We start from the raw sequence: 12,803 nt of genomic DNA on the forward strand, positions 1-12,803 counted from the left end.
TTCACCAGATTTTAAGCAGAACACTGAATTCTTCCTCGGCCTGCCGGATGTCCAGGGAATGCCTGCCGGGATACAGCAAATCAAGGCGACGGCGCGTATTGGCCATGCCGATTCCTTCAGAAGTGGCCCGGGTTTTACCGGATGGCAGCGTGTTGCGCACCTCAAAGCAAAACATCTGTTCTGGGTTGCGATAGGCCTTGATGGTCACACAGGATTGGTTCACATACTTGCCCACGCCGTGTTTTATGGCGTTTTCCACAAAAGTGAGCAATAAAAGCGGCGGAATAAGCTGGTGTCCCACTTGCGCTGGAATATCCCATTGGATGACCAGCCGCCGGCTATGCCGTACTTTCTGAATATCCAGATAATTCCGGATGGTCTCCAGTTCTTTTTCTACCGGCACCTCCAGGGTATTGGCATCATACAAGGCAAACCGCATGATGTTGGAAAGGGAATAAATCACCGAAGCAGCCGTCTGGTCTTTGTCTTCCACCAAAGCATACACACTGTTGAGCGTGTTAAAGAGAAAGTGCGGATTGATCTGTGACCGCAGGAAATCCAGTTCCAGCTTCAGGTTATCTTTTTCCAGGGTCATGCTTCTGTATCTTGATTGAAAAACCACCCGCAATCCTTTGGCCAGCAGCGGCACCAGTACTCCCAAGAATAGTTGCTGCACATGGAAGTAAAACACGTCTGGGTTCTGCAGAAAGGTCCATCGGCCCGCCGTGGATACACTCTTGGCCAGGATCTTCACATACCCCGGAACCTCTGGATAGGTAGCACTCAGATACGTATAAGTGGCGTGCATTGCCAAGCCATAAACCACGTAGGCTCCTGTGAAAAGCAACACCACCGCCCCTGCTTTGGGCAGCCCGGCCATCTTTTTGCCCATGAGGTAAGAGAACGCATAAAAGAAAGCCATGGAGAAAGCCATTTTCCCGGTGGCCACCAGCAGCGTCATCTTCGGATAAGCTTCGCCCAATACCCAATTGGCCTGCTGAACAAACCACCAGGAAGCCATCGCCCAGAAAACTACGTGTAGCATTATCCTGGCACGTTGGTTTGTATTGGTACCCGCTAACAGAGCCGCTAAACGGAGGGGAAGTGTTTCCTGCTTTTCCTTTTCTGATGCCTCGGTTAGCAGTGTATGCGCAGCATTCAAGGGCAAGGCCTCCCCTTCCATGCTTGGTGTTTTCACCTCAACGTTTTCTTTCCTGTCTGCTTTGAGAGACCTGTACACTTCCCGTTTTCTTTGTGTTTTAAAGGATTTATGCCCTAAGTAAACCGATAAAACCGGGTGCAGGAAATTTATTCGACCAATGTCCAAGCTTTTTGGACGTTTAGACCAAAAAGCTGCTTTGTTAGGCTCAAGGTCTTACGCTTTGGTACATGCTCATAAAAAAGCCCTGTAAAGTCTTGAAACCTTACAGGGCTAAATCATCAACTATTGTTTTTAGGCCCTTTTTATCAAAACAGCACCTAAAAAGATTTATAACTTTGGCTTCAGGTATTTGGCGGTGTGGTTGTCTTCCTGTTTCACCAAATCCTCCGGGGTGCCTTCAAACAGCAGGTGACCACCATTGGTACCGCCCTCGGGGCCGAGGTCAATGATCCAGTCGGCGCACTTGATGATGTCCATGTTGTGCTCAATCACCAACACCGTGTTGCCATTTTCCACCAGGGCATTCAGGGCCGTTAACAGCTTGCTGATGTCATGGAAGTGGAGACCGGTGCTGGGCTCATCAAAAATGAACAGGATGTTGCCGTTGTGCGGTGTGGCGCCTTTTGTCAGGAAGGAAGCCAGTTTAACGCGCTGCGCCTCACCACCAGATAACGTATTGCTGGACTGCCCCAACCGGATGTACCCCAAGCCCACATCTTGCAGCGGCTTCAGTTTCTCCAGAATCTTAGGCTGATCTTTGAAGAAAATCAAGCTGTCATCAATGGTCATATCCAGAACTTCGGAAATGTTTTTCTTGTGGTACTGAATGTCCAGAATGTCTTGTTTGAATTTCTGTCCACCGCAGGCCTCACAGGTCAGGTAAATATCAGCCATGAACTGCATCTCAATCTTTACCTGACCTTCGCCCTGGCACACTTCGCATCGACCGCCTTCAATGTTGAAAGAGAAGTGCGACGGTTTGAACCCGCGGGCTTTCGCCAAAGGCTGGTCGGCGTACATGGTCCGGATGGCATCGTAGGCTTTCACGTAGGTCACCGGGTTGGAGCGCGAGGACTTGCCAATAGGGTTCTGGTCCACAAACTCCACGTGGCTCACCTTGTTGATGTCGCCGGTGAGTTTGTCGAATTTACCCGTGGCATCAGCGTGGCCACCCAACGCTTTAATCAGCGATGGAGCCAGAATCTTCTTCACCAGCGTAGATTTACCGGAACCACTCACGCCTGTTACTACCGTCATCACGTCCAGCGGGAACTTAGCCGATACGTTTTTGAGGTTGTTCTCGCGGGCCCCGTGCACCTCCACGCAGTTGCGCCACGGCCGGCGCTGCGTAGGCACGGGCACTTCCATGCGGCCGCTCAGGTAACGGCCGGTATAGGTATCGCTTTTCAGGAGTTCGTTGAAAGTACCCTGAAACATGAGGTTTCCGCCACCAGAACCCGCCTCCGGACCGATGTCCAGCACCTGGTCAGCGACTTCCATCATGCCTTCCTCGTGCTCCACCACAATCACGGTATTTCCCATCTGCTGCAAGGTGCGGAGCACGCCAATCAGTTGGTCAGCGTCTTTGGGGTGCAACCCGATGCTGGGTTCATCCAGGATGTACATCGAACCCACCAGGGCGCTACCCAGCGAAGTTGCCAAGTTGATGCGTTGGCTCTCGCCTCCGGATAAAGTATTAGAAAGACGATTCAAAGTCAGGTAGCCCAGGCCCACGCGGGTAAGATAACTCAGACGATTGGTTACCTCAGTCACCAGCCTATGGGCTACGGCCATATCATGCTCGCTAAGGCTTAGGTTCTGGAAGAAGTCCAGGGTCTTGGTCACGGGCATCAGCACCAGGTCGGTGATGCTTTTTCCGTCTACTTTCACATAACTGGCATCTTTCCGCAGGCGTGAGCCTTTGCAGTCCGGGCAGGCGGTGCGGCCACGGTAGCGGCTCAGCAGCACGCGGTACTGGATTTTGTGCGTTTGCGCCGAGATGTGCTTGAAGAAATCGGTGAGGCCGCCGAAGTATTTGTTACCGGTCCAGAGCAATTCCTGCTCAGCCTCGGTGAGTTCGTTGTACGGGCGATGGATGGGAAAATCGAAGCGCACACCGTTTTTGAGCAAGGGCTGCAGCCACTCGTTCTGCTTCTCGGTGCGCCACGGCGCGATGGCTCCTTCGTACACCGTCAGGCTTTTGTCTGGGATGACCAGGTCAGGGTCGATGCCCAAGACGCTGCCCCAGCCTTCGCAGGTCTGGCAGGCGCCGTACGGGTTGTTAAAAGAGAAGAAGTTCACGTTGGGCTCCTCGAACACCATGCCGTCCAGCTCAAAGCGGTTGGAGAACACGCGGGTCTCGTCGCCGATTTGGATGTGGCACTCGTCATGACCTTCGTAGAAAGCGGTCTGCACCGAATCCGCGAGGCGCATCTGCAGACTTTCGTCTTCTTCGCCCTGCTTGATCACCGTACGGTCAATCAAAATAGACACCGTGCCTTTGGGTTCTTTCTGGCCTTCGGCAATGAGTTCCTCAATAAAGGATACCTCACCGTTGTAGAGCACGCGGGAATAGCCTTTTTGCAGGAGCAGGTCCAGTTCTTTGCTCAGTTTGCGGTCTTTGCTTTGGTGAAGCGGCGCCAGAATCATGATGCGGGTACCGTCCTCCAAAGTCATCAGGAAATCGACCACACTAGAAACGGTGTCTTTTTTCACTTCCTGCCCCGAAACGGGAGAAATGGTCTTCCCGATGCGGGCGTACAGCAACTTAAGATAATCGTAAATCTCGGTGCTGGTGCCTACCGTGGAACGGTTGTTACGGATGCTCACCTTCTGCTCAATAGCAATGGCCGGACTGATGCCTCGGATGTAATCCACATCAGGCTTATCCATGCGGCCCAGGAACTGGCGTGCGTAGGAGCTCAAGCTCTCCACGTACATGCGCTGCCCCTCGGCATAAAGCGTGTCAAAAGCCAGGGATGATTTACCGGAACCGGAAAGGCCGGTCACCACTATGAACTGGTTGCGCGGCAAGGCCACGCTTAAATTCTTTAAATTATGGACGCGGGCCCGTTTGATGATGATGTGCTCGCGGGCGTCCAGCGCGTCCAGGTCGGTATCTTGTTGGATGAGATCTTCTGTCATATGGAATTATAGCCTCTCTAGAACAACAACCGCAGCAGAATAATTCTGTTTAGGCGGGTTTTAAACAAGCGGGAGGCCAAACCGCAAAGGTAGGCATACGCATTGGTTTTTAGAAGGATGGAGGCATAGATCGTTTCAGGGCTACTTTCTGAAAACCAGGCCTCAAACCCCTAAAGAAACTTGCGCTTATTTCACCTACTTTGTAACTTTCTCTTCCTGACTCTCGCACAAGAGAACTTGTCACCCAATGTTTCAATCTATAACCAACTACATTCACCATGGGAAAAGGAGATAAAAAAAGCAAAAAAGGCAAAATCAGCAAAGGTTCTTACGGTAACAGCCGCCCCCAAAAACCTAAAAACGAGGCTACCAAAGCCGCCAAGCTCACTGTAACCGGCAAAGCATAGTCCATGACTACCAGCAGTGAGGCCCGCCAGAAAAAATCTGGCGGGCCTCACTGCTTTAGGGCTTTTTTCAAAAAATCAGGCCAAAAGCAGGAACAGGTTCTTTCAAGGTCCAGAAGCCTAACCGCCACTCAACCAGAAGACACTCCGCACCACAAACGCCTTTTTGTTTCTCCTCCTTCCGGCATTCTTTTTATATTTGCCCGTAGAACCTCCTTCCCTGTTGTGAAAGTCAGAGTTATCTTCTTTGCGGTTTACCTCTTTCTGGGCTCCCTGCTGCCCAACTCTGATTTGCACGAACTGTCCAAAATCTCGAACCTGCTGCAGCACTACCAGACGCACATCGCCCTGAACGATCAGCTGAGTTTCACAGCGTTTCTGGACATGCACTATCAGGGTTCAGAGAACACCCCATCAGAAAACCACGACCGGCTCCCGCTCAAACAGATGGGCAACTCGGCCTACGATTTCTTTGTAGCCATGCCGTTGCTGCAGCCTTTTTTCCAGGTACACGAAGCACAGGAGCCACAGCAATTCACCTCACATCCCCAATCCCGGGTTCCCGAGGCCTTTACCGGCAGTATCTGGCAGCCTCCGCAGGCAGCCTGATTCCTTTTTGTGGCAGCACGGGCTTTTCATGCCTGAGTAGAGTTTTTCTCTACAACCGTTTACGGTCTGTTTTTCAGAAAACAGCCTAAGAACGCCGCTATCCCATTTGCTGTCCCCAACATCTTATTTTCTTTCCAGAATTGCCTTAGGCTTTCTCCCAGAACCGTCAGGACGGCTACAGACCAGACGTTCTCCGGCATGGCTGTTTTTCGCCTGATTTCTTAGGAATCGGTGAAAAGCCGCTTCATCACATATCAAGAACATGTTACAGAAGATTATAGAGTTTTCCATCAAGAACAAGCTGGTGATTGGCTTGCTCACGGTGGCGTTGGTGGCGTGGGGCGTGTACAACGTGCAGCGCCTGCCCATTGATGCCGTGCCCGACATCACCAACAACCAGGTCCAGGTCATCACGGTGTCGCCCTCGCTGGGGGCGCAGGAAGTGGAGCGGCTCATCTCGTTCCCCGTGGAATTGTCGGTGGCCAGCGTGCCAGGCATCACGGAGATAAGGTCGTTTTCCCGCTTCGGGCTGTCATTGGTGACGGTGGTCTTTGACGAGGACCGCGATATTTACTGGGCCCGCCAGCAGATCACCGAGAAACTGAAGGAAGCCGAGGAGCAGATCCCCGAAGGCATGGGTTCACCCACCTTGGCGCCGGTTTCCACCGGTCTGGGTGAGATTTACCAGTACGAGCTGCACCCCGCGCCCGGCTTTGAGCACAAGTACAACGCCACCGAGTTACGCTCCATCCAGGACTGGATTGTGCGGCGACAACTATTGGGCACGCCCGGCGTGGCCGAGGTCAGCAGTTTTGGCGGCAAGCTGAAGCAGTACGAGGTAGCCATCAACCCTGAGAAGCTCCGCAGCTTCAACCTCACCATCACCCAAGTATTCGACGCGCTGGAGAAGAACAATGCCAACGCAGGCGGCGCTTACATTGAGAAAGATCCCAACGCCTACTTCATCCGCACCGAAGGGCTGGTGAAAACCCAGGAAGACATCGGACGCATTGTGGTCACCATCACCTCCGGCGGTGCGCCCGTACTCATCAGAGATCTGGCCGAGGTGCGCGAAGGGTCGGCCATCCGTTATGGGGCAATGGTGAACGAGCACGGCGAGGTGGCCGGCGGCATTGTGATGATGCTCAAAGGCGAAAACTCATCTCAGGTGATTCAGCGGGTGAAAGACAAAGTAGCCGAGATCCGTAAAACGTTGCCCGAAGGCGTAGTGCTGGAGCCATTCCTGGACCGCACCAAACTGGTGAACCGCGCCATCAGCACGGTAGAGAAAAACCTGGCCGAGGGCGCTTTGATTGTAGTCTTCGTGCTGGTGCTGCTGTTGGGCAACCTGCGGGCGGGGCTGCTGGTGGCCTCGGTGATTCCGCTGGCCATGCTGTTTGCCATCTCGCTCATGAACGTGTTTGGTGTATCCGGTAACCTCATGAGTTTGGGCGCGCTGGATTTCGGGTTGATTGTGGATGGGGCTGTGATCATTGTGGAGAGCGTGATCCACAACATCCAAACCAGCAATTACCACCAACAAGGCTTGATAAAACTCTCGCGCAAGCAGATGGACGAGGAAGTGCAGGGCTCGGCCAGCAAAATGATGGGCTTCGCCTCGTTCGGGCAGATCATCATCTTAATTGTGTACCTGCCTATTCTGGCGCTGGTGGGTATTGAGGGTAAGATGTTCAAACCCATGGCGCAGACCGTTTCCTTCGCAATTCTGGGCGCGTTCCTGCTGTCGCTCACCTACGTGCCCATGATGTCGTCGCTGGTCTTGAGCCGCAAAACCTTGCACAAAGACAACATCTCAGACAAAATCATGAACGCCATTAATCGGGCGTACCAGCCGCTGCTCAACTTTGCCTTGCGGGCGAAAGCCTTGGTGCTGGGAGTGGCTTTGGGGCTGTTCGCGCTGAGTTTAGTCTTGTTCACGCAAATGGGCGGCGAGTTTATCCCGTCTTTGGACGAAGGCGATTTCGCCATTGAAACCCGCGTGCTCACCGGCAGTTCGCTCAACGAGACCATCAAAGTGGTGCAGAAAGCCTCTGAAGTTCTCAAAAAAACCTTCCCCGAGGTTGAGAAAGTAGTCACCAAGATCGGCTCCGCCGAAGTGCCCACTGAACCCAACCCCGTGGAACTGGGCGACATGATTGTGGTGCTGAAAGAACGCTCTGAGTGGACCAGCGCCAGCTCGCGCGTGGAACTGGCCAACAAGATGTCTGAGGTACTGCACCAGAACCTTCCGCAGGCGTCTTTCGGGGTGCAGCAGCCTATCCAGATGCGCTTCAACGAGTTGATGACCGGCGCCCGGCAAGACGTGGTACTCAAAATCTATGGCGAGGATGTGGACCAACTTGCCAAAAGTGCCCAGAAAATACGCAAGCTCATCCAGCCCATTGAAGGCGCGCAGGACCTGTACATTGAGGAAATGAGCGGTCTGCCGCAGGTAGTGGTGGAATATGACCGCGAGAGCATGGCGCGTTACGGCCTCACCGTGGAAGACGTGAACCGCACCGTCACCGCCGGGTTCGCGGGCGAGATTGCCGGCCAGGTGTACGAGGGCGAGAAACGCTTTGACCTGGTGGTGCGCCTGAACCAGCAGAACCGGCGCGATATCTCTGATGTGCAGCGCCTCTACGTGAGCAACGCCAACGGCCTGCAGATTCCGCTGGAGCACATTGCCAAAGTGGAGATGAAAGAAGGTCCCAACCAAATTCAGCGCGATGGGACCCGCCGCCGCATCACCATTGGGTTCAACGTGCGTAACCGCGATGTGCAGAGTATTGTCACCGAGATTCAGCAGAAAATAGAGGGCAAGATCAAGCTGCCACCGGGCTACTCCATTACCTACGGCGGCGAGTTCCAGAACCTGATAGAAGCCAAGAAACGCCTTTCGGTGGCAGTGCCGCTGGCGTTGGCGCTCATCTTTGTGCTGCTGTTTTTCGCTTTTAGGTCTGTTAAGCAGTCTATCCTCATCTTCACGGCCATTCCGCTCTCGGCCATTGGCGGCATCTTTGCTTTGCTTTTGCGCGACATGCCGTTCAGCATCTCGGCGGGCGTGGGCTTTATTGCCCTGTTTGGCGTGGCCGTGCTCAACGGGATTGTGATGATCGGGTATTTCAACCAACTCAAAGCTGGCGGCATGACCAACTTGGAACAGGTCATCCGGGAAGGCACGGCGGCGCGTTTGCGGCCCATCGTGATGACCGCCACGGTGGCCTCGCTAGGGTTCCTGCCCATGGCCCTGTCTTCCTCGGCGGGCGCCGAAGTCCAGAAACCACTGGCTACCGTGGTGATCGGCGGACTGCTATCGGCTACGCTGCTCACGTTGGTGGTACTGCCCATCATCTACTATTTCTCTGAGAAAGGCGTGGGCGGACTGAAAAACTCGGGCAAGGGTATGAAGAAACTGAAGAAAGAAGCCGCCTTGGGCTTGGTGTTGTTCTTTCTGGCTTTGCCGAAGGTAGGTCAAGCCCAAACGCCGCAAACCCTTTCTCTGGCTCAGGTCCTAGAGTTGGCGCAACAGAACAACAAACAGCTACGCAGCGCGACGCTGGAAGTGGAAATACGCGGGGCTTTGCAGAAAACTGCCGTGGATATTCCCAAAACCGAGATGACCTACAGCCAGGGCGAAATCAACAGCCCCGTGACCGATGACCGCATTGGGGTGAGCCAGACCATTCCGTTCCCTAGCACCTGGAAAGCACAGAGCAAACTGTTGCAGGAGCAGAAAAACCTGAGCCAACAGCAACTGAACCTGCAGCAGCACGATCTGGCTTACCAGGTGAAACAGTCGTATGCACGCCTTGCGTTTCTGCACGGCACGGCTCAACTGTTGCAACGGCAAGACAGCATCTTCCAGGTGTTGGAACGGGCGGCCGAGGTACGGTTCAGAACCGGCGAAACCGGCCTGCTGGAGAAAACCACCGCTACCACCCAACGCCTGGAACTCACCGACCGGATACGGCAGAACCAAACGGCTTTGGCGGTGGCGCAGGCGCAGCTGAACGCGCTCATCCAAGCCCCGGAGCCACTGATGATCACCCCTGAACCGTTGCGGGTAGACAGCACCACTATCGGCGCAGCCGCTTCTGGAAACCACCCGCTGCTTTCTGTGTACCAACAGCAAATCACCGTGGCCGACCGCGAGCAACAGGCAGAGAAAAGCAAATTGGCCCCTGATATTACCTTGGGCTACTTCAACCAGTCGTTGATTGGCACTTATGACATCAATGGACGCATTGAAACGGCAGCGGACCGGGGCCGACGGTTCCAGGGCGTGGAAGCGGGATTGACGGTACCGCTGTGGCAGGGACCGCAACGGGCGCGGGTAAAAGCCGCGGCGTTTGGCAAACAGGCTGCCGAGGCCACGCTGCAAAACCAACAGCACCTGCTCCAGAACGAGTGGCAGGCCGCCCAGGCCACCCATCAGCAGTTGCGCCAGAGCCTGCAGTTCTACCAGCGGCAAGTGCTGGGGAATGCCCGCCTGGCCCTTACCCAAGCCGACAAAGCCTACCGCAGCGGCGAGGCCAGTTACCTGAGTTACCTGCAAGCCGCCGACCAACAGCTGCGCACCCAACAAAACTACCTTCAGCTCCTGCTGGACTACCAATTAAACGTCTTTCAACTCCAATATTTAGGAGGCAACTAACCATGAGAACATCTTTTTTCACGTATAGCCTGGCTGGGCTCATCCTCTTTTCGGCCTGTTCTGAGAAAAACACCCCCGAAACGCCTAGTCCCGAGGCCGCGGCTACGCCAGTAGAAACGCCTGAGCTCATTACCCTTACCCATCAGCAGATGCAGAACGCCGGGGTAGAGCTGGGCTCGCCCACGCAACAGAAACTGGGCAACACACTGCAGCTTTCCGGCGAGATTGACGTGCCGCCTACTAGTTTGATCAGCGTCTCGGTTCCGTACGGCGGATTTGTGAAAACCATGAACCTGCTGCCGGGCCAGCACATCCGGAAAGGCCAAATTCTGGCCACCCTCCAACACCCCGACTACGTGCAACTGCAGCAGGACTACCTGGATACCCGCGCGCGTCTGCAACTGGCCAACCTGGAGTATCAGCGCCAGCAGGAACTCACTGAGGAGAAAGTGAGCGCCCTTAAGAACCTGCAGCAAATCAAAACCGAGCGTGAGGTGCTACAGAACAGCCTGGCCGCCCTGCGGGAGAAACTGCTCATGATCAACATCAACCCGGCGCGCCTGCAGAACGGCAAAATCAGCCGGAGCATCAACATCACCTCGCCCATCAACGGCTTCGTGAAAAACACGCTGGTGAACGTGGGCAAAATGGTCAACGCCTCTGATGTGCTGTTTGAACTGGTGAACACCGATGACCTGCACCTTAAACTTAACGCCTTCGAGAAAGACGTGCCCTACCTGAGCCCCGGCCAGCGCCTCACCTACACCCTCCCCAATGATCCCGCGCCCCGCACCGCCGAGATCATCCTAGTAGGCCACAGCGTAGAGGGCGACAAAACCGTTCCTATCCACGCTCATCTTGACCACCACGACGAGCACAAACTGCTGCCCGGCATGTACGTGACCGCCACCGTCCAGACCACCGACCGCACTGTTACAGCTCTCCCCGAAAGCGCCGTGGTTCAGTTTGATGGCTCGCCCTACGTGTACGCCAGCCCCGGCAACCGTCAGTTCAAACGGGTAGAAGTAAAAACCGGCCTCAAAGGCAACGGCTACGTGGAAGTGCAACTCCCGGCGGAACTGCAAACCACCACCAGCATTGCCGTGAAAGGCGCGCACAACCTGCTGGCCATGCAGGAGAATAAGGAGGAAGAGGAGTAGTTGGCACAGACGCTCGCACCAATTATTCCTGAGTCTTGAGTTCTGAGTCCTGAATAGGGAATATGTTTTAGGGTTAGTTTGGGAGAAAGAGGCCAAAAACGCTAAACCTGTGAGGTTTTGAAAACCTCACAGGTTTAGCCACCCACCACGCAGCAGACCTCCGCTCCAAAGACCTCGTAGCGTCTGGAGGACCTGCGAGCGTCTCCGCCAACTGCCTTCGCCGCCGCACATGAATTTTCTATCAGGCAAATAGAGCCCTTCCGCAGACCCATTCCATAACAAAGCCCCTGCTTTTGACCTGATTTCTGAAAACAGGTCAAAAGCAAGGGCTTCACTTTTAAAGCTACTACAAACTCAGTTTCCGCAGTTTGTCTGCTTTCCAGGCGGTAAAGGACACAATGAGGATGGTCATGGTTCCACCGAATACCACTGAGGGCACTACGCCCAGCAGCTTCGCGGCGAGGCCGGATTCAAAAGACCCAATCTCGTTGCTGGAGCCCACAAAGATGTTGTTCACGGAGGAGACACGGCCTTTCATGTGCTCGGGCGTGAGCGTGTGGATCAACGTGGACCGGATAATCACCGAGACGCTGTCCAGCACACCGCTCAGCAGCAGCATCCCAAACGAGAGCCAGAACAGCTCTGACAAGCCAAACACAATGATGCACGCCCCAAAACCTGCCACCGCCCACAGCATTTTCTTCCCGGCGTTGAAAGTAATCGGCCGATAGGCCATGAACAAGGCCATGGTCACCGAGCCGATGGCCGGTGCCGAGCGCAACAAGCCCAGGCCCTGCGGCCCGATTTTGAGGATATCGGAGGCAAAAACCGGCAGCAGGATCACGGCTCCGCCGAAGAGCACCGCAAACATATCCAGGGCCAGTGCACTCAGGATGATCTGGTTCCCGAACACGAACCGGAGTCCGGTTTGCAGGCTTTCCTTGATCTTGAGTTTCGGACCTTCACTCACCGGCAGGGGCTTAGCGGCAATGAACGTGTACAGCAGCAGCGATAGCAGCACCAGCGAGGCATCTACCCCAAACGCGGCCGTTACCCCACCGAAGGCATACACCAAACCACCAATGCCTGGCCCGGCCACGGAGCCCGCCTGCCAGGTAGTACTGCTCCAGGTAATGGCGTTGGCGTACAGTTTCCGGTCTGGCAGCAGCTGTGGCATGAAGGCGAACACGGCTGGCCCCATGAACCCACGCGCAATTCCGCTTAGGAAAATCACGGAATAAATGGGCAGCGTGCCAAACGTGTGCAGGATTTTACCAACATCCAGGGTGTAGAACAAGAGCGCCAAAGAACAGAAAAGCAGCACGCTCAGCACGGTGATGATGATGCGCTTACGCGGGATGATGTCGGCGACATGGCCTGCGTACAGCGCCACTGTGATAGACGGAATCGCCTCTACCAAACCAATGAGCCCCAGCGAAAAAGGGTCTTTGGTAATGTCGTAGATCTGCCAGCCTACCACTACGGCCTGTATTTGCATGGCTAGCGTGATGCAGAAACGGGCGGAAACGAAAAGTCTGAACTCGGGAATCCGGAGGACGGCGTAGGGGTCGTGCCGTTCTTCGGGGATTGGGGTAGGTGTTGTCACAGGTTAAAAATCAGGATGGCAAAGGTATTGCATTTTTCTACGGAATTGGTTTATAATTGCT

7 protein-coding genes are annotated in these 12,803 nt (G+C 54.6%); 4 read left to right on the top strand and 3 right to left on the bottom strand.

Annotation, left to right across the window (positions count from 1 at the left end):
* Nucleotide 1 precedes the first annotated feature (1 nt).
* A complete protein-coding gene (locus EFB08_RS17785) occupies nucleotides 2–1,045 on the bottom strand; it encodes a sensor histidine kinase (protein ID WP_165864956.1) in 1,044 nt (347 codons plus the stop codon).
* Nucleotides 1,046–1,489: 444 nt separating this feature from the next.
* On the bottom strand, nucleotides 1,490–4,306 hold the full coding sequence (gene uvrA / locus EFB08_RS17790; RefSeq protein ID WP_123128323.1) for an excinuclease ABC subunit UvrA: 2,817 nt from the start codon (nucleotides 4,304–4,306) through the stop codon (nucleotides 1,490–1,492).
* Nucleotides 4,307–4,584: 278 nt separating this feature from the next.
* On the opposite strand from uvrA, the gene EFB08_RS17795 reads away from it, so the two are divergent.
* The 4 genes from EFB08_RS17795 (at nucleotide 4,585) to EFB08_RS17810 (ending at nucleotide 11,136) form a co-directional block, all read left to right on the top strand.
* Complete coding sequence (locus EFB08_RS17795) at nucleotides 4,585–4,713, top strand: 30S ribosomal protein THX (RefSeq protein WP_123128324.1); 129 nt, start codon at nucleotides 4,585–4,587, stop codon at nucleotides 4,711–4,713.
* A 222-nt stretch (nucleotides 4,714–4,935) separates the two neighbouring features.
* The gene (locus EFB08_RS23380; RefSeq protein WP_125077788.1) at nucleotides 4,936–5,319 is read left to right on the top strand and encodes a hypothetical protein; all 384 of its coding nucleotides are present in this window, start codon (nucleotides 4,936–4,938) and stop codon (nucleotides 5,317–5,319) included.
* Nucleotides 5,320–5,581: 262 nt separating this feature from the next.
* Nucleotides 5,582–9,976 carry a CusA/CzcA family heavy metal efflux RND transporter gene (locus EFB08_RS17805; protein WP_123128326.1) on the top strand — a complete coding sequence of 1,465 codons (4,395 nt, stop codon included), beginning with the start codon at nucleotides 5,582–5,584 and terminating at the stop codon, nucleotides 9,974–9,976.
* Nucleotides 9,977–9,978: 2 nt separating this feature from the next.
* Nucleotides 9,979–11,136 carry an efflux RND transporter periplasmic adaptor subunit gene (locus tag EFB08_RS17810; protein WP_123128327.1) on the top strand — a complete coding sequence of 386 codons (1,158 nt, stop codon included), beginning with the start codon at nucleotides 9,979–9,981 and terminating at the stop codon, nucleotides 11,134–11,136.
* A gap of 346 nt (nucleotides 11,137–11,482) precedes the next feature.
* On the opposite strand, the gene EFB08_RS17815 is transcribed toward EFB08_RS17810, so the two are convergent.
* A complete protein-coding gene (locus tag EFB08_RS17815) occupies nucleotides 11,483–12,742 on the bottom strand; it encodes an MFS transporter (RefSeq protein WP_227006395.1) in 1,260 nt (419 codons plus the stop codon).
* Between the last annotated feature and the right edge of the window lie 61 nt (nucleotides 12,743–12,803).

Source organism: Rufibacter latericius (assembly GCF_003721515.1).
In the GTDB taxonomy this organism is placed as follows: Bacteria; Bacteroidota; Bacteroidia; order Cytophagales; family Hymenobacteraceae; genus Nibribacter; species Nibribacter latericius.

Coding starts and splice junctions, on each gene's coding strand:
- EFB08_RS17810 (WP_123128327.1), top strand. CDS start 9,979: ATGAGAACATCTTTTTTCACGTATAGCCTGGCTGGGCTCATCCTCTTT.
- uvrA (WP_123128323.1), bottom strand. CDS start 4,306: ATGACAGAAGATCTCATCCAACAAGATACCGACCTGGACGCGCTGGAC.
- EFB08_RS17795 (WP_123128324.1), top strand. CDS start 4,585: ATGGGAAAAGGAGATAAAAAAAGCAAAAAAGGCAAAATCAGCAAAGGT.
- EFB08_RS17785 (WP_165864956.1), bottom strand. CDS start 1,045: ATGCTACACGTAGTTTTCTGGGCGATGGCTTCCTGGTGGTTTGTTCAG.
- EFB08_RS17805 (WP_123128326.1), top strand. CDS start 5,582: ATGTTACAGAAGATTATAGAGTTTTCCATCAAGAACAAGCTGGTGATT.